Source organism: Shewanella sp. Iso12, from assembly GCF_012030025.1.
Taxonomy (GTDB): Bacteria; Pseudomonadota; Gammaproteobacteria; order Enterobacterales; family Shewanellaceae; genus Shewanella; species Shewanella algae.
In genome coordinates this window covers 87,756-114,404 of sequence record NZ_JAAUHW010000004.1, presented here as the reverse complement: position 1 = coordinate 114,404, position 26,649 = coordinate 87,756, and the positions used below count along the sequence as shown (strand labels likewise).

25 protein-coding genes are annotated in these 26,649 nt (G+C 51.0%); 12 read left to right on the top strand and 13 right to left on the bottom strand.

Annotation, left to right across the window (positions count from 1 at the left end; genetic code table 11):
* Positions 1 to 46: 46 nt before the first annotated feature.
* Positions 47 to 2,569 (bottom strand): TonB-dependent siderophore receptor, encoded by a 2,523-nt coding sequence (locus HCX89_RS09255; RefSeq protein WP_107111559.1) that lies wholly within the window; start codon positions 2,567 to 2,569, stop codon positions 47 to 49.
* A gap of 704 nt (positions 2,570 to 3,273) precedes the next feature.
* Positions 3,274 to 3,609 (bottom strand): Grx4 family monothiol glutaredoxin, encoded by a 336-nt coding sequence (locus HCX89_RS09250; RefSeq protein ID WP_025011618.1) that lies wholly within the window; start codon positions 3,607 to 3,609, stop codon positions 3,274 to 3,276.
* A 221-nt stretch (positions 3,610 to 3,830) separates the two neighbouring features.
* Between HCX89_RS09250 and sodB the strand changes: the two genes are divergently transcribed.
* The 4 genes from sodB to HCX89_RS09230 all read left to right on the top strand — a co-directional run bounded on the left by sodB (position 3,831) and on the right by HCX89_RS09230 (position 9,468).
* A complete protein-coding gene (gene sodB, locus HCX89_RS09245) occupies positions 3,831 to 4,415 on the top strand; it encodes a superoxide dismutase [Fe] (protein WP_025011619.1) in 585 nt (194 codons plus the stop codon).
* A gap of 265 nt (positions 4,416 to 4,680) precedes the next feature.
* Entirely contained in the window at positions 4,681 to 6,615 is a 1,935-nt protein-coding gene (locus HCX89_RS09240; protein WP_025011620.1) for a PrkA family serine protein kinase, read from the top strand.
* 51 nt (positions 6,616 to 6,666) lie between these two features.
* Entirely contained in the window at positions 6,667 to 7,935 is a 1,269-nt protein-coding gene (locus HCX89_RS09235) for a YeaH/YhbH family protein (RefSeq protein ID WP_025887760.1), read from the top strand.
* Positions 7,936 to 7,947: 12 nt separating this feature from the next.
* Positions 7,948 to 9,468, top strand: coding sequence for a SpoVR family protein (locus HCX89_RS09230; protein ID WP_093982920.1), 1,521 nt, complete (start codon positions 7,948 to 7,950; stop codon positions 9,466 to 9,468).
* A gap of 86 nt (positions 9,469 to 9,554) precedes the next feature.
* Here the strand turns inward: HCX89_RS09230 and fadR are convergent, their stop codons facing one another.
* Positions 9,555 to 10,274: a fatty acid metabolism transcriptional regulator FadR gene (gene fadR / locus HCX89_RS09225; RefSeq protein ID WP_044735831.1), complete on the bottom strand. Its 720-nt coding sequence runs from the start codon at positions 10,272 to 10,274 to the stop codon at positions 9,555 to 9,557.
* Between the two features lie 322 nt (positions 10,275 to 10,596).
* Between fadR and nhaB the strand changes: the two genes are divergently transcribed.
* Positions 10,597 to 12,186 (top strand): sodium/proton antiporter NhaB, encoded by a 1,590-nt coding sequence (gene nhaB, locus HCX89_RS09220; protein ID WP_025887756.1) that lies wholly within the window; start codon positions 10,597 to 10,599, stop codon positions 12,184 to 12,186.
* A gap of 140 nt (positions 12,187 to 12,326) precedes the next feature.
* The gene (dsbB, locus tag HCX89_RS09215) at positions 12,327 to 12,839 is read left to right on the top strand and encodes a disulfide bond formation protein DsbB (protein ID WP_107004895.1); all 513 of its coding nucleotides are present in this window, start codon (positions 12,327 to 12,329) and stop codon (positions 12,837 to 12,839) included.
* A gap of 88 nt (positions 12,840 to 12,927) precedes the next feature.
* On the opposite strand, the gene HCX89_RS09210 is transcribed toward dsbB, so the two are convergent.
* From HCX89_RS09210 to HCX89_RS09200, 3 genes are read right to left on the bottom strand one after another with little or no spacing between them, the layout of a single operon-like run.
* Positions 12,928 to 13,368: a YcgN family cysteine cluster protein gene (locus tag HCX89_RS09210; protein WP_167715791.1), complete on the bottom strand. Its 441-nt coding sequence runs from the start codon at positions 13,366 to 13,368 to the stop codon at positions 12,928 to 12,930.
* A gap of 47 nt (positions 13,369 to 13,415) precedes the next feature.
* Positions 13,416 to 14,393, bottom strand: coding sequence for a lytic transglycosylase domain-containing protein (locus tag HCX89_RS09205; protein ID WP_167715787.1), 978 nt, complete (start codon positions 14,391 to 14,393; stop codon positions 13,416 to 13,418).
* 15 nt (positions 14,394 to 14,408) lie between these two features.
* The gene (locus HCX89_RS09200; protein WP_025011626.1) at positions 14,409 to 14,696 is read right to left on the bottom strand and encodes a YcgL domain-containing protein; all 288 of its coding nucleotides are present in this window, start codon (positions 14,694 to 14,696) and stop codon (positions 14,409 to 14,411) included.
* A 122-nt stretch (positions 14,697 to 14,818) separates the two neighbouring features.
* Here HCX89_RS09200 and minC point away from each other — a divergent pair, with 122 nt between their 5' ends.
* The 3 genes from minC to minE are packed head-to-tail and all read left to right on the top strand — an operon-like array spanning position 14,819 to position 16,584.
* Positions 14,819 to 15,484, top strand: a complete 666-nt coding sequence (gene minC, locus HCX89_RS09195) for a septum site-determining protein MinC (protein WP_129978633.1) — start codon at positions 14,819 to 14,821, stop codon at positions 15,482 to 15,484.
* A 26-nt stretch (positions 15,485 to 15,510) separates the two neighbouring features.
* Positions 15,511 to 16,320 carry a septum site-determining protein MinD gene (gene minD / locus HCX89_RS09190; RefSeq protein ID WP_025011627.1) on the top strand — a complete coding sequence of 270 codons (810 nt, stop codon included), beginning with the start codon at positions 15,511 to 15,513 and terminating at the stop codon, positions 16,318 to 16,320.
* 3 nt (positions 16,321 to 16,323) lie between these two features.
* The gene (minE, locus tag HCX89_RS09185; protein ID WP_028781478.1) at positions 16,324 to 16,584 is read left to right on the top strand and encodes a cell division topological specificity factor MinE; all 261 of its coding nucleotides are present in this window, start codon (positions 16,324 to 16,326) and stop codon (positions 16,582 to 16,584) included.
* Positions 16,585 to 16,742: 158 nt separating this feature from the next.
* Here minE and rnd read toward each other — a convergent pair whose 3' ends face one another.
* From rnd to tsaB, 7 genes are all read right to left on the bottom strand, one after another.
* Positions 16,743 to 17,852 carry a ribonuclease D gene (rnd, locus tag HCX89_RS09180; RefSeq protein WP_144380403.1) on the bottom strand — a complete coding sequence of 370 codons (1,110 nt, stop codon included), beginning with the start codon at positions 17,850 to 17,852 and terminating at the stop codon, positions 16,743 to 16,745.
* 71 nt (positions 17,853 to 17,923) lie between these two features.
* Positions 17,924 to 19,597, bottom strand: a complete 1,674-nt coding sequence (gene fadD, locus HCX89_RS09175; RefSeq protein WP_045283830.1) for a long-chain-fatty-acid--CoA ligase FadD — start codon at positions 19,595 to 19,597, stop codon at positions 17,924 to 17,926.
* A gap of 204 nt (positions 19,598 to 19,801) precedes the next feature.
* The gene (locus HCX89_RS09170; protein WP_096141885.1) at positions 19,802 to 20,695 is read right to left on the bottom strand and encodes an alpha/beta fold hydrolase; all 894 of its coding nucleotides are present in this window, start codon (positions 20,693 to 20,695) and stop codon (positions 19,802 to 19,804) included.
* 21 nt (positions 20,696 to 20,716) lie between these two features.
* On the bottom strand, positions 20,717 to 21,496 hold the full coding sequence (locus tag HCX89_RS09165; RefSeq protein WP_223828982.1) for a class I SAM-dependent methyltransferase: 780 nt from the start codon (positions 21,494 to 21,496) through the stop codon (positions 20,717 to 20,719).
* Positions 21,497 to 21,688: 192 nt separating this feature from the next.
* Positions 21,689 to 22,396 (bottom strand): M50 family metallopeptidase, encoded by a 708-nt coding sequence (locus HCX89_RS09160; protein WP_101060148.1) that lies wholly within the window; start codon positions 22,394 to 22,396, stop codon positions 21,689 to 21,691.
* A complete protein-coding gene (locus HCX89_RS09155; protein WP_025887740.1) occupies positions 22,383 to 22,685 on the bottom strand; it encodes a hypothetical protein in 303 nt (100 codons plus the stop codon). The genes HCX89_RS09160 and HCX89_RS09155 overlap by 14 nt, the downstream gene beginning before the upstream one ends.
* Positions 22,686 to 22,744: 59 nt before the next feature.
* A complete protein-coding gene (gene tsaB, locus HCX89_RS09150) occupies positions 22,745 to 23,461 on the bottom strand; it encodes a tRNA (adenosine(37)-N6)-threonylcarbamoyltransferase complex dimerization subunit type 1 TsaB (protein ID WP_045283834.1) in 717 nt (238 codons plus the stop codon).
* 169 nt (positions 23,462 to 23,630) lie between these two features.
* Here tsaB and HCX89_RS09145 point away from each other — a divergent pair, with 169 nt between their 5' ends.
* The 3 genes from HCX89_RS09145 to HCX89_RS09135 all read left to right on the top strand — a co-directional run bounded on the left by HCX89_RS09145 (position 23,631) and on the right by HCX89_RS09135 (position 26,520).
* Positions 23,631 to 24,926 (top strand): lipopolysaccharide biosynthesis protein, encoded by a 1,296-nt coding sequence (locus tag HCX89_RS09145; protein ID WP_167715784.1) that lies wholly within the window; start codon positions 23,631 to 23,633, stop codon positions 24,924 to 24,926.
* A 179-nt stretch (positions 24,927 to 25,105) separates the two neighbouring features.
* Positions 25,106 to 26,041, top strand: coding sequence for a zinc dependent phospholipase C family protein (locus tag HCX89_RS09140; RefSeq protein ID WP_167715782.1), 936 nt, complete (start codon positions 25,106 to 25,108; stop codon positions 26,039 to 26,041).
* A 44-nt stretch (positions 26,042 to 26,085) separates the two neighbouring features.
* Complete coding sequence (locus HCX89_RS09135; protein WP_052678927.1) at positions 26,086 to 26,520, top strand: hypothetical protein; 435 nt, start codon at positions 26,086 to 26,088, stop codon at positions 26,518 to 26,520.
* The last annotated feature ends 129 nt before the right edge of the window (positions 26,521 to 26,649 follow it).

The window sequence follows — 26,649 nt, the reverse complement described above, 5'->3', positions numbered from 1 at the left end:
CATTAAAAAAGCGCCCGAAGGCGCTTTTTTCATTCCATGATATGGCTTAGAACTTGTAAGTCACACCACCGTAGATTTGACGACCAACTGTGTCAAACACTTGCGGAATAGTACCGGCATCGCTGCCGTTTGGTACGTATGATGGCTCTTCGTCGGTGAAGTTTTTCACACCCAAAGACACTGTCAGTGCATCATTGACAAAATAACTGCCCACAATGTTGTGGTACATCACTGAATCAACTTCAACGCTGGCGTCGTTCAACCAATCGGTTTCACCAATAAAGCGGTTGTAATACATCAGGCTCCAATCGCCTTGACCGGCTTGGATACTGAAGTTGTTACGTATCTTGGCATAACCACCGAAGTTACCATCACTGGTGCCTTCATAGGAAACACCATCCTGCTCAAACTCCAGCAGATAGGTCAGGTCATTGTTGATCTTCCAATCCAGCCCCAGACCTTCGAAGCTGTAAGCCAGGTTGAAATCGATACCACTGGTATTCTGGCTACCCACGTTGGTCAGAGGGTTGGTGAAGTTGGACAGATCGCCATTCATAGTGATCTTGAAGGTATCACAGGCAACCTGGTTACCAGCGTGACAGTCATTCAGACCTTTCTGGGCATCCAGACGGGTAATGGCATTGGTCACCCGGAAGCGCCAATAGTCCAGTGTCAGAGACATGCCATCGATAAAGCGTGGCGAATATACCAGACCGGCAGTGTAAGACTCAGACTCTTCCGGTTTCAGATCCGGATCTGAGGTGTAGTTAACCAGGATCTGTGGATCTTGTTCATTACCCCATGGATCATCCAGGTAGTCATAAGACCCTGTGTTACCACCGTAGAGCTCGCTGACGTTTGGCGCCCGGAAACCGGTAGCCGCAACGGCGCGCAGCATCAGATCATCTGTGGCTTCATAGGTCAGACCTATCTTCCAGGTCGATGCTTTACCAAAAGTTGAGTAATCGTCGAAACGCAGGGCAAACTCACCGGTCAGCTTTTCAGTGAAAGGTACACTGACTTCCTGATAGATAGAGATAACGTCGTAATTACCGTCAGTTGGGTCTTGCTGGGCGGCAGTACCTTCACCGGCAACAATCACAGGATCAGGGTTGTAATAACCGCTGTCGTAACGGTATTCGGCACCGATAGCGAAGCTGACTGGGCCGGCACTCAGATCAAACAGCTCACCACTCAATACGCCGGCAACCACGTGTTGCTCGTTACCACCATCATTGCGCTCGGTGAAGCCGATGTCATTGATGATCTCTTGAGTCAGCGGGGCACCACTGAGCCAAGCATCCAGATTGTTGTAGACAGAGTTTTCCATCTTGACGGCATTGATGGAGTTCTCAACCCAGGTATCGGCCTTGTTTTTGCCATAAGTGTATGAAAGATCCCAAGTCATACCCGTGTTGACATCGAGTGTGCCCTGCAAACCAATCGAGGCGCGCAGAGTATCGACGTCCTGGTTGTAGATACGAGGGCCGACATCGTTAGTACGGCGACGATAGTTAACACGGCCGGTGTCATCGGGCTTAATGCCGGCGTCCAGCATGGACTGATCCAGGGTGATACAACGGGTAGGATCTATCCCTGTTTGGCCACAAACACCCAGCATAATATCGGCAGGCTGAGCGGCCATTTGCTGATCTGACTTACGCTTGGTGTACAGAATGTCACCTGTCAGTACCAATTCATTGCCCAGCTCCTGGATCATGTTGGCAAACAGACTATAGCGTTTGCTAGGCGTCTGGAACCAGCTGTCTTGGGTGTAGTCGTAACCTGTGCTGCGCTCAACCCAGTTGCCGTTGGCATCTTTGACCATACCTTCCAGAGAGCCGGTTGGAATGAAGGAACTGGCACCTGGTTCGGTCCAGTCACGGTCGCCCTGAATAACACCGCGACGGTCAGAGTAAGCGGCACCAAAGGTGTAGTTACCGCCGTTGTCTGTGTTGAAACCGTACAGCAGGCTCAGTTCGCCGTTTTCACCGTCGCCCTTATCGGTTCCGCTGCCGTTGAAATCCAGCTGGAAGCCTTCAAAATCTTTCTTGGTGATGATGTTGACCACACCGGCAATAGCATCTGAGCCGTATACCGCCGAGGCACCATCCTTAAGAATCTCTACCCGGGCAATCATCGCCACCGGGATTGAGTTCAAGTCCACTGCACTGTCTGCACCTGAGCCTGAGTTCACCATACGGCGGCCATTGAGCAGTACCAGAGTACGTTCGGCACCCATACCTCGCAGATCAACCTGAGCCACGCCATCGGCACCATTGTTGGTGGTTGAACCAACAGCCGCACCGGCCATAGAGGTCTGAGCCTGCAGCAGTTGGTCAACAGAAGTGAAGCCTTCTGCACGAATAGCATCGGCACTGATCACTGTCACTGGAGAAGCGGTTTCCATATCCTGACGCTGGATACGTGAACCTGTTACTTCGATACGTTCTACCTTGGCACCGTCTTCTGCGGCGTAAGCCACCTGAGACACAGATGCAGCTCCCGTTGAAACCGCAGCAAACAGAGCCAGTCTGACTGCGCCAGTCAGCTTATTGGTTCTTGTCATTTTAAACTCCCTTACTTCCTGGTTTGTTTTTATTTTCACCGCGCTTATTAACACGGCGTTGCCAAGATACTGTCGCCTCGTTTCAACATCGTCAATAACAGGATTTTAATCTGACAAATCCGCCAATGTTTAATTTATGTTTGTTTTTTGTTTTATTTAATGACAAATAGAACCCGCCAATCCTACAGCGAATAGATATGCAGCCAATTACCGGGAGTTGTTAAAAAATAAACTTTGATTTTTTGTTAATTCTCAACATATTGATTAACATTGCTCATCTCGCAAAGTGTGACATCGGTCACACTTTTAATTGTTTCCACACTGATACATCACAGTAAATAGTCGAAATTTTTCTCAATACAATTCCCTACCTTGAATCACTGTAAAAGCCTTAATTGCATATGCAACAAGCCTGACCAGTCACATTTGGTAAGTAATAAAGCGATACAGATAATACATTTGTTGCAACATTGTTTTATTTTGAGATTACCCCAAACTGCTTTGGTAGTCTTTTATGCTGCAAACAACAGGATTTAATCGGCAGATAAATGGTCAATAAAACAAAAATCAGAGTAGATTGTTAAAATGAAAGGTAATTTAAGATGATGACACCTATCGAAGATAGGCGCGCAAAAGCGGGCAGAAAAAAGGCCGGAATATATCCGGCCTCATCTTTTAAATGCTTAAAGGTGCTGAAATTAACCTTAGGCTTCATCCTGCTTGTACTTGGCAGCAGTGTCCTTGATCAAGGTCTGTAACTCACCTTTTTGGTACATCTCGGTCAGGATATCGCAACCACCGACCAGCTCTCCTTCAACCCACAACTGAGGGAACGTTGGCCAATTGGCATACTTGGGCAGTTCAGCACGGATATCAGGATGCTGCAAAATATCAACAAACGCGAACTGCTCGCCGATATTGATCATGATTTGAGCCACCTGAGAGGAAAAACCACAGCTGGGTAATTTGGGCGAACCTTTCATGTAAAGGATGATGGGGTTTTCAGCGATTTGCTGCTTAATTTTTTCAACAGTTTCCATTTACGTTCCTGAGTACGACACTATATTTGATTCACTATTGTACGCGAGAGAAACGCAGAACAAAATCACACTATTTGTAAGGTTATTTAGTCATTTGATTTTTCAATGATGTCAATCTGCTCAATCACTCAAACAATGATTCACTTCACAAATTTTATCGGTACAATAGGTGGCAGTGAGCAAGTCTGAAAATGATAAACCAAGTCCATGGAGAGATACTAATGGCTTTCGAATTACCTGCATTACCATATGCCAAGAACGCACTGGAACCCCACATTTCTCAGGAAACCATCGAATACCACTACGGTAAGCACCACAACACTTACGTGGTTAAGCTGAACGGTCTGATCGAAGGCACTGAATTTGCCGGCAAGACCCTGGAAGAGATCGTAAAAACCTCCAGCGGCGGTATTTTCAACAACGCCGCTCAGGTTTGGAACCACACTTTTTACTGGAATTGTCTGGCGCCTAACGGCGGCGGCGAAGCCACTGGTGCTGTAGCCGAAGCTATCAATGCTGCTTTCGGTTCTTTTGAAGCCTTCAAGACTCAGTTCACTGAGTCTGCTGTCAACAACTTTGGTAGCGGCTGGACCTGGCTGGTTAAAAAGGCTGATGGCACTGTCGCTATCGTTAACACCAGCAACGCGGCCACTCCGCTGACTGATGCTTCAGTGACCCCACTGCTGACCGTTGACGTTTGGGAGCACGCTTACTACATCGACTACCGTAATGTTCGCCCTGACTACATGGCGCACTTCTGGCAGTTGCTGAACTGGGACTTTGTTAACCAAAACTTCGCCGGTTAATAATACTCAAACTGAGTGCCTGAAAAGGAGCCTTATGGCTCCTTTTTTATTGCCCATAAGCACTCTCCCGCAAGCCGACCGCACATCAACAAGCTCACCCTCCGGCAGCAATTCACAAGTGCAACTATTGCTTTTGCAACTATTTGCCTTTGTTTTTATTTATGTTTTTTGACATGAAGCATGAATTAGTGTCTAAGATTAATGGTAGGCAACTGCTAAAGACAGTTCCCTTCCCAGACATATTTGGCGTTTCAGGGGGTTTAAAATGGGCATATTTGAGCACTACCAACAGCGCTATGAGAAGAAACTCGATGAAGAATACACATTACAGGAGTTTCTTGATATCTGTAAGCAAGATCGCAGCGCCTACGCTTCGGCTGCAGAAAGACTGCTTATCGCCATCGGCGAGCCGGAAGTGGTCGACACTTCCAAGAATCAGGTTCTGAGCCGGATATTTTCCAACCGCTTAATCTCTCGCTATCCTGCGTTTAAAGACTTCTACGGTATGGAAGATGCCATAGAGCAGATAGTCTCTTACCTTAAACACTCGGCCCAAGGGCTGGAAGAATCCAAGCAGATCCTCTATCTGCTGGGACCTGTCGGTGGCGGTAAATCTTCGCTGGCAGAGAAGCTCAAGGCATTGATGCAGCAAGTCCCCATCTATATTCTTAGCGCCGATGGAGTCAGAAGTCCGGTCAACGACCACCCTTTCTGCCTGTTTGATGCCGAGGAAGATGGCAAGTTGCTGCAGGAAGAATACCAAATCCCGACCCGTTACCTGCGCAGTATAATGTCGCCCTGGGCGGTCAAGCGCTTGCATGACTTTGGCGGCGATATCTCCCGCTTCCGGGTCGTTAAGGTATTCCCTTCGGTGCTGGATCAAATTGCCATCGCCAAGACTGAACCCGGTGATGACAACAACCAGGATATCTCTTCTCTGGTGGGCAAAGTCGACATTCGCCAACTGGAGCACTTTGCCCAGAATGATGCCGATGCCTACTCCTATTCAGGAGCACTGTGCCGTGCCAACCAAGGCTTGATGGAGTTTGTGGAGATGTTCAAGGCGCCGATCAAGGTGCTGCACCCACTGCTGACCGCCACTCAGGAAGGTAACTACAACGGTACCGAAGGCTTATCGGCCCTGCCCTTTAACGGCATTATTCTGGCTCACTCCAACGAGTCTGAATGGAGCAGCTTTAAAAATAATAAAAACAATGAAGCCTTCCTCGACCGTGTTTATATCGTTAAGGTGCCCTACTGCCTGCGCGTGTCGGAAGAGATCCAGATTTACCGCAAGCTTATCGCCAATTCAGAGCTGACCAAGGCGCCCTGTGCCCCAGGCACACTGGAGACCTTGGCTCAATTCAGCGTGCTCTCAAGGATCAAAACCCCGGAGAACTCCTCTGTCTACTCCAAGATGCGGGTCTATGACGGTGAAAGCCTCAAGGATACCGATCCCAAGGCCAAGTCTTACCAGGAATATCGAGACTATGCCGGGGTCGATGAGGGGATGCACGGACTGTCGACCCGCTTCGCGTTCAAAATCCTCTCCAAGGTCTTTAACTTCGACCACTCTGAAATTGCCGCCAACCCAGTGCATCTCTTCTATGTACTGGAGCGGCAGATAGAGCAAGAGCAGTTCCCTTCCGATACCGCAGAAAGGTATATGGAGTTTCTGAAGGGCTATCTGATCCCTAAATATGTTGAGTTTATCGGTAAGGAGATCCAGACCGCTTATCTGGAATCTTACTCGGAATATGGTCAGAACATCTTCGACCGCTATGTCACCTATGCCGACTTCTGGATCCAGGATCAGGAATACAGAGACCCGGAAACCGGCCAACTGTTTGACCGGGCCGCACTCAACGCCGAATTGGAGAAAATTGAAAAGCCGGCCGGGATAAGTAATCCCAAAGACTTCCGCAATGAGATAGTCAACTTTGTGCTCAGGGCAAGGGCCAATAATGATGGCAACAACCCGCAATGGACCAGCTATGAGAAACTCAGAACCGTGATAGAGAAGAAGATGTTCTCAAATACGGAAGATCTCCTGCCGGTCATTTCTTTCAACGCCAAGACCTCCACAGACGATCAGCGCAAACATGATGATTTTGTCAATCGTATGATGGAGAAAGGCTACACCAAGAAACAGGTACGCCTGTTGTCCGAGTGGTACTTACGGGTACGTAAGTCCTCATAGCTGTGCCCTTTCGGGGCTCTCGGGCCCCGGTATTTGCTTTGGGAGGTGCGTATGGCGAACTTTATCGACAGGCGGTTGAATGCCAAAGGAAAGAGCACGGTTAACCGTCAGCGGTTTATTAACCGTTATAAACAACAAATTAAAAAAGCGGTTAGTGATGCCGTCACTCACCGTAGCGTCACAGATGTCGACAAGGGAGAAAAAATCAGTATCCCCACCAAGGACATCAGCGAACCCGTATTCCATCAGGGTCGCGGCGGCGTCCGTGAGCGAGTGCATCCGGGCAACGACCAGTTTACCCGCGGCGACAAGATAGACAGGCCTCAGGGAGGCGGCGGTGGTGGCAGCGGCAAGGGCGATGCCTCGGACTCAGGCGAGGGTCAGGATGACTTTGTATTTCAAATCTCCAAAGATGAGTACCTCGAGCTCTTGTTTGAAGATCTTGAGTTGCCCAACCTGCAGAAAAACCGCCTGAACAAACTGGTGGAATATCAAACTTACCGAGCCGGTTATACCAATGATGGTGTGCCCTCAAATATCAATATCGTCCGCTCTTTGAGATCCTCTCTGGCGCGGCGCACCGCCATGTCCGCAGACAAGAAACGGCGACTGCATGAACTGGAAAACGAACTGGCAGAGTTGGAAAACACTCCGGGTGCCAGTGCCGAGCGGATATTGCAGCTCAAAGAGGAGATTGAAGAGCTTAAACAGCGCATCGCCAAGGTGCCCTTTATCGACACTTTCGATCTGCGCTACAACAACTTTGCCAAGCGGGAAGTGCCCACCAGTCAGGCGGTGATGTTCTGTCTTATGGATGTCTCCGGCTCCATGGATCAGGCCACCAAGGATATGGCCAAACGCTTTTATATATTGCTGTACCTGTTTCTGACCCGCACTTACAAGAATCTTGAGGTCGTTTATATCCGTCATCATACCCAGGCAAAAGAAGTGGATGAACACGAGTTCTTCTACTCCCAGGAAACGGGCGGCACCATAGTCTCCAGTGCACTGAAACTGATGCACGAAATTCAACAGGAGCGTTATCCGGCCAATGAATGGAATATCTATGCCGCCCAGGCATCCGATGGTGACAACTGGGCCGATGATTCGCCCACCTGTTATCAGATCCTCGAAACACAACTGCTGCCCGTAGTGCGCTATTTCAGCTACATAGAAATCACCAACAGGGCGCATCAGACGCTCTGGCGTGAATATGAAACCCTGCAAAAACAATTCGACAATATGGCGGTACAACATATTCGTCAGGCAGAGGATATCTATCCCGTATTCAGAGAGTTGTTCAAGAAGCAGGCGGTTTAGGGGGAAGCGATTATGAGCAAAAAGAAAACACGCCAGCCACTGAGCGACGGGCCTGAATGGACTTTTGAGCTGCTGGAAACCTATGAAAAGGAAATCGCCCGAGTCGCGGAGCATTATCGTCTGGGGACCTATCCCAATCAGATAGAGGTGATCACCGCCGAGCAGATGATGGACGCCTACGCCAGCATAGGCATGCCCATAGGATATACTCACTGGTCCTTCGGTAAGCGTTTTATCGAAACCGAGCAGGGTTACAAGCGCGGCCAGATGGGGCTGGCCTATGAGATAGTCATCAACTCCAACCCCTGTATCGCCTATCTGATGGAGGAAAACACCCTCACCATGCAAGCCTTGGTGATAGCTCACGCCTGCTTTGGCCACAACAGTTTCTTCAAAAACAACTACCTGTTCCGCACCTGGACAGATGCCGGCTCCATCATTGATTACCTGGTCTTTGCCAAGCAATACATCAGTGAATGCGAGCGTAAATATGGCATAGATGAGGTGGAAAACCTGTTGGACTCCTGCCACGCCTTGATGAATTATGGCGTCGACCGCTACAAGCGGCCAACAGAAATTTCGTTTCGTGAAGAGCAGGCACGCCAGAAAGAGCGCGAGGCCTATCTGCAAACCCAGGTCAACGATCTCTGGCGCACCGTCCCCTCACAGCAGACCAAGGAGGAAGCCAAACAGCAAAAACGTTTTCCGTCAGAGCCACAGGAAAACATTCTCTACTTTATCGAGAAGCACGCTCCGCTGCTGGAGCCCTGGCAACGGGAGTTGGTGCGTATCGTACGCAAGATGGGGCAGTATTTTTACCCGCAACGCCAGACCCAGGTGATGAACGAGGGCTGGGCCACCTTCTGGCATTACACCCTGCTCAACCACCTCTATGACGAAGGTCTGGTTACCGACAGATTTATGTTGGAGTTTTTACAGAGTCACACCAATGTGGTGGCGCAGCCCCCCTACAACAGTCCTTATTACAACGGCATTAACCCCTATGCCCTGGGGTTCAATATGTTCTGCGACATTCGCCGTATCTGCGAACAGCCAACAGACGAGGATAGATATTGGTTCCCGGATATCGCCGGCAGCGATTGGTTGAAAACGCTGCATTTCGCCATGGAAAACTTCAAGGATGAAAGCTTCATCAGCCAGTATCTTTCCCCCACCATCATCCGCAAGTTCAAGCTGTTTGGTGTGCTCGATGATGAAAGCAAAAACTATCTGTCGGTATCTGCCATTCATGATGAACAGGGATACCGGGAGATCAGGCAAATTTTGTCTTCACAATATAACCTGTCCAATAATGAACCCAATATTCAGGTTCATAATGTTATGGTCAATGGCGATCGCTCGCTGACACTGAGGTATATCCCCAGCAAGGGCATCCCTCTGGCAGACAGTTGCCGGGAAGTACTCAAACACCTGCACCGTCTTTGGGGCTTTGATGTCACTCTGGAGCAGAAAGAAGATGATGGCGAGATAAGAGTACTGGCCTCGTGTCCGGACAGAAGCGAATTGATCTAGGCAGCTTTGGTCATAGAAAGCCCTGGATAATAAAAAAGACCGCTAATAGCGGTCTTTTTTATTATGTGCCAACGGCTCATCGACAACTATTGATTGTCCTGGGCCATCTCCAGCGGCATGGCATCGCGCAGCTTCTGCCACATAATGCCACTGTCGATACCGTAAGCGCGCATCAAAGCAGGCACCTGGGTATAGTTTTTATCTTTAGCCAGGATTTCAAGCTTTTGATAGAAGGCCAGTGCCAAGGCTCTCGCTTCCTGACTACTGAAGTAGTAGCGCCCGACTCTGGCATACAGTCCCTTGAAACCATTGAGGATCAGCACGTACAGCGGGTTACCTGATGAAAACGCCAAGGTGTGATGCAACTGGTAATCAAATTCGGCATAGGCCTCGGCATCATCTTCCAGCTCGTGAATTTTTGACAGCACTTCCACCGCCGTCTCTGGATTATGCCGCAGTGCGCCACGGAAGTAGATGGCACTGACATTGGTTCTGGCCGACAGCAGTTGGTCAACCAATACCGGGAAACCTTCGGGATTCAGATCGGCAATGGTCTCCAAAATATTCAGGCCAGAGGTTTCCCAGAAATTATTCACCCGGGTGGGTTTGCCATGTTGAATCGTCAACCAACCGTCACGGGCCAAACGCTGCAGCACTTCCCTGAGTGTTGTACGGGTCACACCTATCAGCTCTGATAATTCCCGCTCCGCAGGAAGTATGGAGCCGGGGGGAAATTTATTTTCCCAGATTGAACGCACTATATATTTCTCTGCAAAACTTGCAGGTCCTTTGGCATTGATTATCATCAGCCCGGTTTTCCGATTGTTAGCATTATTCTGGCCACAGATCATACCAGAGCGACGAAAAATGAAAACCACCAGATCACTGATGAAAAATTCTACCCTGCCAAGCTCTCAATAACTGCTATAAAAGTGACCAGGTTCAAATCAGTTGTCACTGAATTTTGCGTTAGAGATCCGCTTTTTGAAATCCCTGTATACCCTAATCATTACATTGAGTTTATCTTTAGGCTAGACTGAACTACGCAAATTTTACCGTTCGTCAACCCAAAGACGTAACTACCACACTTAATAACAGATTCACTTATAACAGATTAGAGAGGAAGACATGCCTGCTACACCGATTCAGGCTTTTATGAGTAACTTCTTGGGCAACTCGCCCAAGTGGTACAAGCTTGCGATACTGATTTTTCTTATCATCAACCCGATACTCTTCAGTATCAACCCCTTTGTTGCGGGCTGGTTTTTGGTCGTGCAGTTTATCTTCACTCTGGCCATGGCGCTTAAATGCTATCCTCTGCAACCCGGTGGTTTATTGGCGATTGAGGCCGTGTTTATCGGTATGACCAGTCCCAGCCAGGTACTGCACGAGATTGAAGCCAACCTCGAAGTACTGCTGCTATTGGTATTCATGGTGGCCGGTATCTACTTTATGAAGCAATTGCTGCTTTATGTATTTACCAAGATGATCACCAAGGTGCGTTCCAAAATGGTCGTATCCCTGATGTTCTGTGTTGCCTCAGCCTTCCTGTCTGCGTTCCTTGATGCCTTGACAGTTATTGCGGTTATCATCGCTGTAGCAGTCGGTTTCTACTCCATCTATCATAAGGTCGCATCCGGTAAAGATTTCAGCGCCGATCATGACCATACCTCTGACGGGAATGACCAGCTTAACGCCCAAGAGTTGGAAGACTTCCGGGGCTTCCTGCGTAACCTGTTGATGCACGCCGGTGTCGGTACCGCCCTCGGTGGTGTGTGCACCATGGTAGGTGAGCCGCAAAACCTGATCATCGCCGCCCAGGCTAACTGGCAGTTCTCTGAATTCGCCTTGCGGATGTCACCTGTGACTGTACCCGTATTCTTTGCCGGTATCCTCACCTGTGTCTTGGTGGAAAAATTCCGTATCTGTGGTTATGGCGCCCAACTGCCAGACGCTGTACACAAAATTCTGGTGGAATTTGCCGCCCATGAAGATGCCCACAGAACCAGCAAAGATAAGATGAAGCTGGTTATCCAGGCTCTGGTCGGTGTATGGCTGATTGTCGGTCTAGCCTTCCACCTGGCATCGGTTGGTCTTATCGGTCTTTCAGTTATCATCCTGACCACAGCCTTCAACGGTATTACCGATGAGCACGCTCTGGGTAAAGCCTTCGAAGAAGCCCTGCCCTTTACCGCTCTGCTGGCAGTATTCTTCGCCGTGGTGGGTGTGATTATTGACCAAGGCCTGTTTGCTCCTGTTATTCAATGGGCTCTCGGCTTTGAAGGCAATATGCAGTTGGTTATCTTCTATGTTGCCAACGGCCTGTTGTCCATGGTCAGTGATAACGTGTTTGTGGGTACCGTTTATATCAACGAGGTGAAAGCCGCGCTGATTGATGGCCAGATCACCCGCGATCAGTTTGACCTGCTTGCCGTTGCCATCAACACGGGAACCAACCTGCCATCAGTGGCTACCCCTAACGGTCAGGCGGCCTTCCTGTTCCTGCTGACTTCCGCTCTGGCTCCCCTCATCCGTCTCTCTTATGGCCGCATGGTATGGATGGCACTGCCTTACACTATCGTGTTGTCCATTGTTGGTGTACTGGCAATTGAGACCGGTTTCCTGGAGCAGATGACCCAATACTTCTACGACTCAGGCATGATCCTGCACCACAGTGCCCAGGAAGTGCTGGGTAAAGGTGCTGCCGTAGGCCATTAGTCTATGTATTGACTGAACCTTTTGGTTTCAGTAGAGTCCAAAAAACGCCCCTCTAAGGGCGTTTTTTTATGGGTGTCATATCCATCTGAGGAGTTACCCCACCTCGCCTTGGACTGATGGGTAATCAATGGAGAATAGTTTTGACAGCAATGATACGTTTCGCCCACTCTCGCATGGCCTGGGGAATTCTGGCGCTCAGCGCCCTGTCTCTGGAGCTGGCTGCGTTGTACTTTCAACATGTGATGCAGCTCGAGCCTTGCGTCATGTGTATCTACCAGCGTTTGGCCGTATTGGGATTGCTGCTGGCCGGCATCATAGGCTTTCTTGCGCCGAGTGTACGTCCAGTGCGACTTGTGGCAGCCTTGCTGTGGGGGATAAGCGCCAGTTGGGGGCTGAGATTGGCCATTGAACTCAACGATATGCAGCAAAACCCTTCGCCTTTTTCCACCTGTTCATTCCTGCCGGACTTCCCCTCCTGGATGCCACTGCATGAATGGCTGCCTTCGATATTTATGCCAACAGGCATGTGCACTGATATTCCCTGGAGCTTTATCGGCATCACTATGTCGCAGTGGATGATTGTTGCTTTTGCCACATATCTGGTAGCACTGCTGCTCTATGTTGTACCTATTCTGAGCAAGGGCCGTAACTAGGTATTCAATTCAAGCTAGCGGGTTTCCTATGAGCATAAAAAAGCCAAACAATCGTGTTTGGCTTTTTACTCTTGATGCCTGGATGACATCAATCCAAGTCCTTCAGTGGCCAGAGTACAATATGATCTTCAAGATCGCGCACTTTACTCTCGCAAAGCGTCTTGCCCTTCACCGACATCCCTACTTCGTGCATCGCATCCTTGGAGCCGGTCAAAAGTGGGTGCCAGGAAGGCAATGGCCGCCCCAGATACAGACGCCGATAAGCACAACTATCCGGCAGCCAGTCCAGCTCACAGATATTCGTCGCCGTCACCGCGGTGCACAGAGGCACAAATTCAAAGCGTTTTTCATAGTGAATGCAGCTGCAGTCTTTATCAGACAACAATTTGCAGGCCGCATTGGTATAGTAAAGCTCATCGGTTTCATCATCGATGAGCTTATTGAGACAGCATTTCCCACAGCCATCACAGAGAGACTCCCACTCATCCGGAGTCATTTCGGCCAGGGTCTTGGTTAACCAGAAGGACATAAATTTGTTGGTTCGTTCTTGAAAGCTTGCGTGATGGCTATTTTACACTATTTCCGGGGTGGATACTTGATCCGCTCGGAAAGATAAGCCGCCGCCAAAGCGAAATAGTCTGAATTTTGCCAGCTTCGCAAGGCGCGGTAGTTCTGGTATACCAGATAGTGCCTTCCGGTGACACCATCTGGCATGATCAATGAAACTTGCATATCGGTCCGGCCAGGCAGATCGCCGCCATCGTAACGACGAACGCCCAACTGCTGCCAATGGCTGAAACTCGCCTGATAATCCACTCCGAGTTGGCTGTTCTCTATGGACTCGGGCGCTTTGACCTGGCGTCCCCAGGTTTGGGTGTCATCCCAGCCCGTTTGCTGCAGGTAGTTGGCCACAGATGCCAAGCCATCGGCAAAGCTGTTCCAGATATCGATCTTGCCATCACCGTCGCCGTCGCTGCCGTATTGCAGATAGGCGCTTGGCCTCAATCCTAAAGGCCCCATGGCACCGGTACTCGAGCCCTTGAGCTCGTTAAAGTCGAGCGATTGTGACGCGAGAATTTTCAGCGCCGCAAAAAACTCATCGCGGTAAACCTCTTGTCCCTCATAGGCCAGTGACGCCGTCACGGAAAGCACAGGATAACCGCCCTGCTGATTGCCAAAATCTGACTCGAGCCCCCAAAGGGCCAGAATAAACCTGGGCTGCACCCGATATTGTTTACCAAGTTTGACCAGCAGCGGTCGATATTCTTCGGCCAGTACCCGACCCTTTACCACCATCTCCTCACTGATCGCCTTGGGGATATAGTGCTCCAGATCCTTTGGCGGTTCGGGGGCTGCCTTGTCATCATTGGAGGCTTTTTTAAACAGTTTTATCTGGCTGAAGGCCTTATCCAATATGAGTTGATCTATCCCTTGCGTTGCTGCGTCTTGTTTTAATTTATCAAGATACTGCTCAAAACTGCCTTCGGTCGCTGCACAGACATTGGTCAGCGACGCGCCCAGCAGCGAAATAAACACCAGGGAAAGTCTATCCATAAAACGCGTTATTCCTTAAGCAGAATGATCATCCAGGCCCTTGCTGCGTCTCAGCTCCTTCAGCATATCCACCTGCGGTGGCGGCAATTGCAAATAATAGCCCTTTTCCGCCAGTTCTGCTTTGACCTTGTTGATATCGGCGATACCCAGTTGCTGCCTTTTCTGCAGCGGCAACAGCATTACCAGTTGTGGTGGCCCAAATACCTGCATCAAGGGAGCAGGTACATCATCAAACTGGCCTTTCTTGTTGACGAATAAATAGGTGTCGGCTTTTTTCAGGCTCTTATAGACAGCACAGATCATAATTGTATCAATTTCCATGGGTTCAAACTTGCCACTCATCGGGGCACACTATAACATGGACGCCTTGGAATATAACGCTGTCACGCAATCTGACTGCTCATTTTCTGGAGAATGACGCCGGGATGCCAAAACCTAGTCTAGAGCTAAAGGGCTCTTCTTTTACGCTCTCTGTACTTCATATCAATACCCCAGATCTGGACGCCCTTTTCAAAGAGCTCGATGGCAAGCTCGCCCAGGCTCCCCAGTTTTTCCTCAATGCTCCACTGGTGCTCAACTTAAGTCAGGTCAACGGCACAGACATAGATCTCAAAGGGCTGCGCCACGGACTGACCGAAAGACAACTGGTGATAGTCGGTGTGACTGCCGCCGATAAGGCACTCAATGAAGCCGCCAAGGCGCAGGGATTGGCCAGCATCAAAGCCGGGAAACAGTCGGAATTACCACCGCCGTCCCCGAGAGTCACCAAGATAGTCAAACAAAACGTGCGCTCCGGGCAACAAATCTATGCCAAAGACGGTGATTTAATCGTTTTTGGTGCAGTAGGGAATGGCGCAGAAGTCATTGCAGATGGTAGCATTCATGTATACGGGGCACTGCGTGGTAAGGCAATGGCGGGAGCCAGCGGTGATAAACATGCCGTGATCCTGGCCCAGTCCATGGAAGCTGAACTGGTTTCGATTGCGGGACAGTACTGGTTGACTGAAAACCTGCAGCAACACTGTACCGCCAAGAGTGGTTGTATCAGGCTCAGCGGTGAGTCATTAATCGTTGAATCGCTGCCCGGATAAGGCAGATGGAAAGGATAAAATAGAACATGGCACAAATTATTGTTGTCACCTCAGGTAAAGGCGGTGTGGGCAAAACCACATCGAGCGCGGCTATCGCTACCGGCTTGGCGCTTAAAGGACACAAGACTGTTGTTATCGATTTTGATATCGGCCTGCGTAATCTGGATTTGGTCATGGGCTGTGAGCGTCGGGTTGTTTACGACTTTGTCAATGTCATCAACGGCGAGTCCAATCTGAACCAAACGCTGATCAAAGATAAACGCTGCGATAAACTGTTCGTTTTACCGGCTTCCCAAACCAGGGACAAAGATGCCCTGACCAAAGAAGGTGTCGGCAAGGTACTTGATGATTTGAGCAAAGACTTTGACTACATCATCTGTGACTCTCCGGCAGGTATTGAAACCGGCGCCATGATGGCACTTTATTTTGCCGATATCGCCATAGTGACAACCAACCCTGAGGTCAGCTCGGTCAGAGACTCAGACAGGATCCTTGGCATGCTGCAAAGCCGTAGCCGTCGTGCCGAGCAAGGGCTTGAGCCCATCAAGGAATATCTGCTGCTGACTCGCTACTCTCCTGCCAGAGTGAAAACCGGCGAAATGCTCAGTGTGGAGGATGTGCAGGAAATTCTCGCAATACAACTGCTCGGAGTTATTCCTGAGTCTCAGGCAGTGCTCAAGGCTTCCAACTCAGGGGTGCCGGTGATCATAGATCACGACAGCGATGCCGGACAGGCCTACGAGGACACTGTGGCTCGTCTGCTGGGTGAAGAGCTTCCGCTGCGTTTCGTCGCGGAAGAGAAGAAGGGATTCCTTAAACGAATATTTGGTAGCTAAATTATGTCATTACTCGATTATTTCAGAAGCAGCAAGAAAAGCAGCACTGCGGCAACCGCCAAGGAACGTTTGCAGATCATCGTTGCCCATCAACGCGGCGAGCGCGGGGCACCGGATTACTTTCCGCAGATGAAGCAGGAGATAATTGAAGTGATCCGCAAGTATGTGCACATCTCCGAAGAGCAGGTATCTGTGCAGTTGGATCAAAACGATGACAACCTGTCGGTACTCGAGCTCAATGTAACTCTGCCCGATCGCCCTTGAGGCAAGCTTTTTCGGTAAAAAGCAAAGGGCATCAAGATGCATACATTTGAAGCCAAAGTATGAATAAAGCATCTATGTAAAATAAAGCATCTATGTAAAGTACTGCTGCAGTCACAAAAAGGCGCCCAAGAGCGCCTTTTTACTTTTATCAACCAGGTTCAGAGTGCCAGCTTGGCCAATTTGTCAGCCACCAGTTGGCCACGCCAGCCCAGCAACACCAAGGGCGTAGGCCCCTGTTTGCCGTCCCATACCCACTCAAGATATTCGTGAATATGACGCTTGGATCCAAGCAACTCCATAGGCACACTTTCGGATTCAGCAATCTCGGTCAAGCACTGCTTAATGCTCTTGAAGGCGCTCTTATATCCCGGCTTGAGAGCCAACACATCCAAGGGCTCCGGCAGATTGCTCATATCCGCCTTTGCCATGACCTTGAGCACATCTTTGGCGTAGAGACGCTTTTCATGATCCGTCAGCTCTTTCATGGAAAGCACATCATTGATCCCTCTTGGCTGACGCTTAGCCAAGCCGATAAGGGCATGATCTTTCATGACAAAACCCAGCGCCATGTCCTTTGCCAACGCTTTACGCAAACGCCAGGCCGCCAGCACCTTGAGCACAGCCAATTGTGGTGTACTCAACTGAAAGGCGTTCTTGACCCTAAGATAGGCTGTATCTTCATCCGGCGCGTCCAGACGCCCTTCTGTCATGCGCTGGCTTTCTTCCAATGCCCACTCAAGCCTGCCCTGCTGCTCCAGTTTCTGCAGTAGCTGAGGATAGAGCTGGTATAAATAGTAAACGTCATTGGCCGCATAACTGAGCTGCGCTTTAGAAAGTGGTCGTTTCAACCAGTCGGTGCGAGACTCTCCCTTGTCGAGCTCCACTCCCAGGCACTCATGCACCAGCTTGGCATAACCCAAGCCATGGCCCATGCCGGCAATGGCTGCCGCCAGTTGACTGTCGAACAAAGGCTTGGGCTGACATTGGCCTTGGCGGGCAAACACTTCCAAGTCTTCACTGCAGGAGTGCAACAACTTGGTGATCTTCTCATCGGTCAGCAAGGCCCAAAAGCCCGACAGATCCGAGATGGCCAAGGGATCTATCAGAGCCAGGGTCTTGCCGTCATAGGCCTGAATGAGCCCTAAACAAGCATAGTAAGTGCGGGTGCGTACAAATTCGGTATCCAGTACCAGCAATTTAGCCTCGCGATACTGCTCCACCAGCTGTGCCAGAGTGGCGTCATCTTTTACATACAGGTAATCTTGCAAATTCAACTCCCATCCTGCGCGAGTTTCCAGGTCCCGGAAACACAAGAGCCGGCTGGCGCCGGCTCTTTATATTATGCAGATTTGGCCTCATCTCTGAGTTCTCTGCGCAGGATCTTTCCTACGTTGGTTTTCGGCAATTCGTCCCTGAATTCTACCAGCTTCGGCACCTTATATCCTGTTAAATGATGGCGACAGTGCTTGATAAGCTCCTTCTCGGTCAAAGATTTGTCTTTTGCCACCACAAAAATCTTCACCAGTTCACCACTGACCTCATGCGGCACGCCCACAGCGGCCACTTCAACCACCTTGGGATGCAAGGCCACCACCTCTTCCACTTCATTGGGGAAGACGTTGAAGCCGGAAACCAGGATCATATCCTTCTTGCGATCGACAATATAGAAAAAGCCTTTTTCATCCATATAGCCGATATCGCCTGTGGCCAGCCAACCGTCTTTGTCGATCACTTTGGCGGTTTCTTCCGGACGTTGCCAGTAGCCCATCATCACCTGAGGCCCCTTGGCAAAAAGTTCGCCCGTCTCTCCCTGAGGCAATACCTGACCGTCGTCACCCCGCACTTGAATTTGCGTCGAAGGTGCAGGTAAACCGATAGAGCCGTTGTAACCGGCCAGATCGTAAGGGCAGCAAGCTACCAGAGGTGAAGCTTCGGTCAGGCCATAGCCTTCGAGCAAGCGAGTCTTGGTGATGCTCTGCCATTTGTCAGCCACGGCGCGCTGCACCGCCATACCGCCACCAATAGAGAGTTTGAGGCGGGAGAAGTCCAGAGCGGCAAACTCTTCGCTGTTGACCAGGGCGTTAAACAGGGTGTTCACCCCAGTGAGAGCAGTGAAAGGTGTTTTCCTGAGTTCAGCCACAAATCCCGGGATATCCCTTGGATTGGTGATCAGCAAATTGTTGGCGCCTTTATGCAGGAACAACAAACAGTTCACCGTTAAAGCAAAAATATGGTAAAGCGGCAAGGCGGTTACCACAAACTCTTTGCCGTCGTTGAGCAAAGGGGCATAAGCACCGTTGGCCTGCAATACGTTGGCGACTATGTTGCCATGGCTTAGCATGGCGCCCTTGGAAACGCCAGTGGTACCGCCGGTATACTGCAAAAAGGCGATATCATCACTCTTGACCACAGGCTTGACGTACTGTGCCTTTTTACCGGCCCGAAGCGCCCGGCGCATAGAGATGGCGTGTGGCAGAGAGTATTTGGGCACCAGGCGTTTGATGTACTTCACCACAAAATTAACCAGGGTACGCTTAGGCGCACTCAAGAGATCGCCAAGCCCTGTGATAATCACGTTTTTGACCGGAGTTTGATCGACCACTTGCTCCAGTGTGCTGGCAAAGTTGGACACCACCACTATCGCCTTGGCGCCGGAGTCGACCAACTGGTGCTTGAGCTCTCTTGGGGTATAGAGCGGATTGACATTGACCACTACCATGCCGGCCCGCAACACACCAAACAGGGCGATGGGATATTGCAGCAGGTTCGGCATCATGATCGCCACCCGATCGCCCTTTTGCAATTTGAGATCATTTTGCAAATAAGCGGCGAAGGCACGGCTGCGCTCTTCCAGTTTTCGGTACGTCAGGGTTGCGCCCATATTGACGAATGCGGGTTGGTCGGCATAGGTATTGACCGCTGATTCCAACATCTCCAGCAAGGAAGCATAGCGGCTGGCATCAATTTCGGCAGGCACGTCGGCAGGCAAACTGTTAATCCAGGGCTGGTCCACAAATCTCTCCTAAAATTCCGTCTTCAGCGGAAACGACTCTCTCTGTCGTTAAAGCCCGCAGCGTCTGCGGGCAAAGCACTGAGTATTTTTATAAAGTTCTTATTAAGGCCTTTGGCCTCGACTCTTGGTAGTTAACTTTCGCGCCGCAAAAATCATACGGGCGTTTAAAATTTTGATCATCATCACATAAAAGCTTTTATTTGCCTAGTCCCCCGGATTGGATTTTCTACCTTGGAGAAATCCGGCCAGAGTTTGCGCTACCTCATCGGCGTTCCCCATATGTAGATGGTGATCCCCTGGTAGTTGTACTATCTGCAAATCCCTGTACCAGGCGCGGGCCTGAGGTAAACTCTGCACCAGTCCAGGAAATCCCTGTTCACCCGTGATAAGTAAGCTGGGGATGGCGATCCCCTGCATCAGGGATGCTACCTGCTCAAAACAAAGTCGCATCGGCGAGTCGAGTCGTAGCCTTGGGTCACTGCGCCAACTGGCACTCTGCGCATCAATTTGCATATTGCGCGTCACCAATAATCTGGACCAGGGCTCGGCCAATCCGGTCAACTGCACTCTGGCTTTGATGGCCGGCTCGATACTGTCATAAACCACTTGGCTACGTTTGCTGCCGAGCATACGCTTGTGGGCAGCAAAGCTTTTTCTCAGCCTGGGTTTGGCCTGCTCCACCGCCTCATAGAGAGGAGCGAAGGCTTCAATCAACAGCAACTTATCGACTCGTTCAGGAAACGCTGCAGCATAAGCACTGGCAACGATCCCCCCAAGGGAGTGCCCCAACAGAGTGACTGGTGCATCGCCGGCCAAGTGGTCCAGCAGCAGCTCAAGATCATACAGATAATCAATCCAGTGCAGCGGATAACGCCCTGGCCTGTGACCCGATAAACCATGTCCCGGCCAATCAATGGCAAGAATACGATAATCATTCATCAGCTTCTCGGCCAAAGGGGCAAAGCTGTTGCTGTTATCCAGCCATCCATGCAATGCCAGTAACAGCGGCTTATCTTCCGCTCCCCAGCATTGGGCCGCCAGAGTGAGGTGCGGCAGCGGGATCTTCAGTGCTTTTACGGGGGCGGAAGGTTGCCACATAATGCCTCTGTTGTCAGTGTATCAGTTCGCTTTTTTGATAAATTTGAGTGTCATACGGTCACTTTCTCCTATCTTGAGATAAGTGTCCCTGTCCTGCTCACCCAGCCGCAATGTCGGCGGCAAGGTCCAGACGCCTTTGGGGTAATCCTTACTGTCCTTGGCATTGGCGTTGATCTCACTGCTGGCTTCCAAGGTGAAGCCGACCTTTTCTGCCAGTGCTATCATCTCATCCTGCATCATGTAGCCGCTGTCAGGGCCGTTACCGGCTTTGCCCCTGTGCTCAACCACACCAAAGACGCCGCCATCTTTAAGCACATTAAAGGCAGCCTGAAACACGGTTTGCAGTTGCCCCTGACTGGCCCAGTTATGCAGGTTTCTGAAAGTGAGTACAGCATCGGCGCTGGCATCTTCTCCCAGTTTTACCTGTGCGGGAGGATCCAAAACCACCAGTTCGATTTTGCCAAGCTCTTTGGGGTGGGCTTGCAGCCATTCTAGATAACGCTTGCCCGCTTTGGCCCGATAACGGCTGCCCGGGGTGTCTTCTTGCGGCGCTGTGTTGAAACCGGCGGCAATATACTGCCCCTTGTCCGCCAACATAGGCGCCAGGATTTCTGTGTACCAGCCGCCGCCTGGCCAGAGCTCAATCACGGTTTGCTCCGCAGTGATCCCGAAAAAAGCCAGTGTCTGCTCTGGATGACGATATTGGTCGCGCTCGACATTGGCTTCCCGGCGAAAGTCACTGTTAACCGCCTCCAGCAAAGCCGGTTCGCCAGCCTGCACCGCACCGCTGCCAAGCAGCATGCCAGCCACCAACAAAGCCTTGCCAAGCGGCGTTGCCAGCTTGCGATTGAATTGCTTGTATTCCATTTCCCTTCTCCTTTGAATGTGGATTTATGCTGCGGCAACAGACCCGCCGAAACGACTTTTTGGCACGCACTGGTGCCAAATAAGATTGCAGTTCAAGCTAACAGTGAGCGGCAGACTTGCCAAGGATCAGTTTGATTTTCCATCTATGCGGCGCCAGCAAAGCAGTAGCGCCAATAAGCCGGAAGCGAACCACAGCAATACCCAGACGAACGCAGGCACCCAGCTGTACTCAGCCAGCAATACCGCATCCCCCCTATCGTCCAACCCCAGCAACACAGCAGGACTGGCAAGCGCATTGAGCATCACCATCAAGGCCACTAGGCGCAGGCTGCCGCTGAGCAGTCGATTGCCGCCAAATTTCAGCGGCAGCAGAAACAATACACTCAGACTAATGAGGATACTCAGGGTCAGTAAGTCCCGCCCCCACAGCAGTATGGTGAGCAGCACCAAGGCGCCGATAAAGGCAAAACTTATACGGATCCCCCGCGGCCAAGTGGCCAGGTGGTAAAGCAGGCAGCCCCAAAAAGCCGCCCCCAAATAACCGCTGAATCCGATAAGGAGCGGCCAGCCGCCCTGACTGAAGCAGAAACCGGCGCCATTGGGAAAGAGTTGGATATGGCTGACAATCCCGCCGCTTAACAGCGTTGCCAGCGCATGGGACAATTCATGGAAATAGCTTTCCAACCATTTGAAGGGTACAGAGACATAGGGCAGATGAGTCAACATCAAGGCCAGCAAAAGTTCCAGCAGAAACTGGCCTCTTCCCGGTAACGGCAGAGAACGGGAAGGTTTTACAAAAGCGTTATCGGCTGCGGGACTGTCAGGCGTAGACATCTATGCCCACCATGGCTGAGATAGCGTCCCGCTGCGCGGCGTGTTGGGTATTCAGATAGAGGGCGATAGCATCAGAATGACCTGCGGTTTCCCGCTTCAGCTGCTCTCTTTGTTGGTATTTGTCGTTAAGGGCTTGGCTGTCAAACTCGACCAACTGCCTGGATGGGCTGACAAGGATTTCATCTTGAGTCTCAACGGTTTGCTGGGCACGCTCAGGAGGCCTGTTGCCGGCTACCGCCTGCGACAGACTTTGAACTGCACCCGGATGTCCCGTCTGCTTGATCATCATGATACTGGTTTGATCCCCGTTTGCCCCAAGCCCTTGAGGCAGTTAACCCGCCTGAAGCCCTATTCCCTTCCCGGCAGTTTCTTCCAGGCAACTGTATCTCGCAAATACACAGGCGCCAGCTCATCGACCGAGGTGGCCTGCCCTTGTTGCCAACCTAGGCTTGCCAAAGCAAGCATAGCACTGGCTTGAGGATATTTCACCGCATCCAGCAAGGTCAAGTTTTCGGCATGTTGTAAAAGTGCCGGGTAGGCATCAAACCCGGTGCCGCAGCAATACACCTTGTCCGTATTGGCAAAGGGCGAGGTCATTGTCTCAGGGGCGCTCACTTGCTCTATGCCAACCAGTTTGGCCATACCGGATTCCTGTTCAAACGCCGCCCAATAGATTTCGCCCATGCGGGCATCTATGGCACAAATCACCTGCTGCGCACCATGTTCAGTTATCGCTTGCTGCGCCATGGCGGCCAAGGTAGAGATGCCGATTACAGGTACATCCAGCCCCAGCGCCAACCCTTGAGTCATAGAGGTGCAGATACGGATACCGGTGAAACTCCCCGGCCCACGGCCATAGGCGATAAGGCCGATATCCTGCATCTTGAGCCCGGATTGGCTCAGCAAGTTCTCTATCATGGGCAGCAATCTTTGGCTGTGTTCACGGGGCGCATCGACAGATTCCGCAATACTGCCATCTTGCCATGCCAGCGCCGCTGAGCAGAGTTCGGTACAGGTATCCAGAGCCAGAATAACAGGAGAATTGGCAAGTGTAGTCGATGTCATGGGTTCAACCTTGATGGGCGAAGGTATGGCCTTCGGCAAGTTAATAGCGGCGGGATCATACCATCAAATACGCCGAAACCAAGCCCGGATCTGCCCTTGTGATCCTTATCATGGACAATGAGAACAGTTCTCAACTAATATGGAGTCCCCTTTTCGGTTAGCGTCTGTTATGTCCAGCCTCTCTCAGTCTTCCAATGAAACCGCAGTTTCGCGGTTGAAACGTGCCTTTGTCGCCGGTATTTGGGCCACGCTCATCAGCATAGCCATCGGGTTTTCCTTTAAAGTCTGGCTCGCAAGCTGGGTTCCCAAGGCGGATCTGGCTATCTACCACACGGTTATCGATATCATCTCGCTGTCACTGATCCTGATGACAGGCTTTCGCTCGTCTATGGTGGTGTCCTACAGCCAGACCCGCAACGACAGGGATATCATCAATATTTTCCGCTATGTGCTGATCCTTGTAGTGCTGCTGACCTGGGGCATCATACTGCCCTATATCAAGCACAAACTCGCCATAGATGTGGAGTACCTGCAACTGGTGGGCATCATAGTCAGCATGGGGCTCAAGGTGTACTTTACCAACCTGGTTGCCATGTATCGTCTCTATGAAATCAGTAACAAGGTAACCTGGATGGAGCCGCTGTCTTTGGTGCTGGCCTTTGCCCTGTGTTACTACGGGCTGAGTATGGCGCCACTGGGGGCACTCTTTTACGCTACGACGCTGTCGTCTCTGATTATCGCGGCCTTTATGTATCTGAGAAGGCGGCGTCAAATCGCCACCGCGCCGCTCGCCAAGGTCAATCTGGAGCCGGCGCTGAAGAGCTTTATGAAGCGCAGTGTCACCGCCTCGCTCGAGGCAGGCTCCAGCATTCTGATGATCTATATTACCGTACTGCTGACCATACGTTATTTCAGTGTCGAAGAGCTGGGGGATTTCCAAGTGGTGGTCAGGCCGGTATTTACTTACATGACCTTGCTGTTTGTATTCCCTATCTACCGCTTCGTATTGCCGGAATTGGCGGTCTGTGTTCGCACTAGAGACAATGAACAGATCCGCGCCATCAAACACTGGCTCTACAAGCTGGCGCTGATTGTCAGCATCAGTTTCTTTGTTGTCATGCTGTTGGGCGGCGAGAGTCTATTCAGAATGCTGTTTCCGCCCCAGTATCACGGCGCCGTGCCGGTACTGCTGCACTATGCCATTTTCTTCATTTTTCTGATGCTCAACGGTTATCAACTGGCCTATATCAAAGCCGAAGGCTACTTCAATGCCAGTTTGCTGATCCGCCTGGCCGGCATCATTACTCTGGTAGGCGCCTTCTTCCTGCTCAGGCAACTGACGGCCAATGTGGTGGCGGTGATCCTCGCCCTCGGCTGCGGTTACTTGATGATGTACCTGATAGGCGCTCTGGTGGAGCGCCATATCCGCCACAGTAAAGCCCAGGCTTCACCGGCCGTTTCCTAGCTGTTTTCGGGCGGTGACATGGTGGTTTCTAGGCCTCAACCAAGGAAAGCGGCCAGTCTGATTTACTCTTGAGTGAATTGCGCTTGATAGTAGCTTCGGGCTATGGCCGTTTTCACCTTCAGCGGCTAAGGTTAACCTCAAGGAACAGCACGCAACAGCAAAGGATTGGAGGCCAGGGAATGCCAGGCGCCTATGCACACCTCACACTGGTCAATAGCCTCAGACAGCCACTTGAGCTGGAGGCGGTTACCCATATGCCCAAGGACGCTATTCGCGCCTTACTGAAGCACTTCAAGTACTGCGAGCTCGGGGCTGTCAGCCCGGATTATCCCTATCTCGCTCTCAATGACCGCCAACAGGCCAAAAGTTGGGCCGACAAGATGCATTACCAGCATAGCGGCGAAATGCTCAAAGCCGGCGTTCGTCACCTGGCCTGCAGTGAAGGGGAAGAACGCGACAAGGGCCTGGCCTGGTTGCTGGGCTATTGTGCCCATGTGATCGCAGATGTCACTGTCCATCCGGTTATTGAGATGAAAGTAGGCCCCTACAAAGAAAACGCCGATGCCCACAGGTATTGTGAAATGCATCAGGATGCCTACATCTATCCCAAGCTCAATCTCGGGGCAATAGGTCTATCCGAACACTTGGATTCCGGTATTGCCGCCTGCTGCGATGCCACAGGTCAGAAACTGGATCCTGTCATAGAGAGATTGTGGGACAACTGCTTCAAAGATGTATATATAGAGGAATGGGCCAATAATCCGCCAGCCATCAATGACTGGCATAAAGGCTTTATCACTGTGGTGGACAAGATTGCCGAGGAAGGCAACAGACTGCTGCCGTTTGCCCGCCACCTGGGCGTCAAGTTCGCCGTCCTATATCCGGAGCAGGAGCAGATTGAAAAAACGTATTTAACCCTGACCACCCCTGAAGGCGATATGCACTATGACGCGATTTTTCTGCGCGCCAGAGAAAACGTCAAACACTTTTGGCAACTTATCGCCAGCGGTGTGCTGGAGCAAGACAGCGCCTATCTGGAAAGTATCAAAGATTGGAATTTGGACACGGGCCGGGATGCCGCAGGTAAACTGGCCTTTTGGCAGGAACAGACCTAACAGGAACTAGCACCGACCTACTATTTGTAGATAAGGATTCAAGGATGAAATCAATTTTCCATCAAGGCCCAATCGTCTGCCTGCTGCTGGCGCTGCTACCGACACTTGGTGGCTGCGGTCTCGGTGACAGGCATGATCAGGAATACCAACAACTGGCACCGGCACTGACCAAGGTGACCAGCGCGGCCGAAGCCACCATACGTTATGAAAATCATCCGGCCAACCTCGACGGCCAAACTTTATTGGCGTTGGCCACAGCCCATGACGCCTCCCTGCTCGAGCCATTCAGTCAATACCAACTGCACCTGTTTCGTATCGAGGATCATGCCCTCTTGTTGCTTTGCAGCGCAGACGGTGAGCGGGCCCTGATGGAAGACAGTGGCTGCACCGCAAAGCTCGACAAACAACATTGGCAACAGGGAACACATCCCTGTGAGACCAGTATTGCACCTGCCAACATCTGCCTGGATGAACTGTGATCCCTGTCATAGTATCGCGTTTCCTGCAAAGGGTATCCTAGGCGCACTTGGGCGCTCGCGCCCCTTTAACCTCAATAGCTTAGTGCTGGTTACCGGGTCTTGAGACAATATTCGGCAAACAGGCACCCG

Excerpts from the sequence above, each read along its gene's own strand:
- HCX89_RS09255 (WP_107111559.1), bottom strand. The coding sequence starts at position 2,569 with ATGACAAGAACCAATAAGCTGACTGGCGCAGTCAGACTGGCTCTGTTT.
- HCX89_RS09250 (WP_025011618.1), bottom strand. The coding sequence starts at position 3,609 with ATGGAAACTGTTGAAAAAATTAAGCAGCAAATCGCTGAAAACCCCATC.
- sodB (WP_025011619.1), top strand. The coding sequence starts at position 3,831 with ATGGCTTTCGAATTACCTGCATTACCATATGCCAAGAACGCACTGGAA.
- HCX89_RS09240 (WP_025011620.1), top strand. The coding sequence starts at position 4,681 with ATGGGCATATTTGAGCACTACCAACAGCGCTATGAGAAGAAACTCGAT.
- HCX89_RS09235 (WP_025887760.1), top strand. The coding sequence starts at position 6,667 with ATGGCGAACTTTATCGACAGGCGGTTGAATGCCAAAGGAAAGAGCACG.
- HCX89_RS09230 (WP_093982920.1), top strand. The coding sequence starts at position 7,948 with ATGAGCAAAAAGAAAACACGCCAGCCACTGAGCGACGGGCCTGAATGG.
- fadR (WP_044735831.1), bottom strand. The coding sequence starts at position 10,274 with ATGATAATCAATGCCAAAGGACCTGCAAGTTTTGCAGAGAAATATATA.
- nhaB (WP_025887756.1), top strand. The coding sequence starts at position 10,597 with ATGCCTGCTACACCGATTCAGGCTTTTATGAGTAACTTCTTGGGCAAC.
- HCX89_RS09210 (WP_167715791.1), bottom strand. The coding sequence starts at position 13,368 with ATGTCCTTCTGGTTAACCAAGACCCTGGCCGAAATGACTCCGGATGAG.
- HCX89_RS09205 (WP_167715787.1), bottom strand. The coding sequence starts at position 14,393 with ATGGATAGACTTTCCCTGGTGTTTATTTCGCTGCTGGGCGCGTCGCTG.
- HCX89_RS09200 (WP_025011626.1), bottom strand. The coding sequence starts at position 14,696 with ATGATCTGTGCTGTCTATAAGAGCCTGAAAAAAGCCGACACCTATTTA.
- minC (WP_129978633.1), top strand. The coding sequence starts at position 14,819 with ATGCCAAAACCTAGTCTAGAGCTAAAGGGCTCTTCTTTTACGCTCTCT.
- minD (WP_025011627.1), top strand. The coding sequence starts at position 15,511 with ATGGCACAAATTATTGTTGTCACCTCAGGTAAAGGCGGTGTGGGCAAA.
- minE (WP_028781478.1), top strand. The coding sequence starts at position 16,324 with ATGTCATTACTCGATTATTTCAGAAGCAGCAAGAAAAGCAGCACTGCG.
- HCX89_RS09170 (WP_096141885.1), bottom strand. The coding sequence starts at position 20,695 with ATGTGGCAACCTTCCGCCCCCGTAAAAGCACTGAAGATCCCGCTGCCG.
- HCX89_RS09165 (WP_223828982.1), bottom strand. The coding sequence starts at position 21,496 with ATGCTGCTTGGCAGCGGTGCGGTGCAGGCTGGCGAACCGGCTTTGCTG.
- HCX89_RS09160 (WP_101060148.1), bottom strand. The coding sequence starts at position 22,396 with ATGTCTACGCCTGACAGTCCCGCAGCCGATAACGCTTTTGTAAAACCT.
- HCX89_RS09155 (WP_025887740.1), bottom strand. The coding sequence starts at position 22,685 with ATGATGATCAAGCAGACGGGACATCCGGGTGCAGTTCAAAGTCTGTCG.
- tsaB (WP_045283834.1), bottom strand. The coding sequence starts at position 23,461 with ATGACATCGACTACACTTGCCAATTCTCCTGTTATTCTGGCTCTGGAT.
- HCX89_RS09145 (WP_167715784.1), top strand. The coding sequence starts at position 23,631 with ATGTCCAGCCTCTCTCAGTCTTCCAATGAAACCGCAGTTTCGCGGTTG.
- HCX89_RS09140 (WP_167715782.1), top strand. The coding sequence starts at position 25,106 with ATGCCAGGCGCCTATGCACACCTCACACTGGTCAATAGCCTCAGACAG.
- HCX89_RS09135 (WP_052678927.1), top strand. The coding sequence starts at position 26,086 with ATGAAATCAATTTTCCATCAAGGCCCAATCGTCTGCCTGCTGCTGGCG.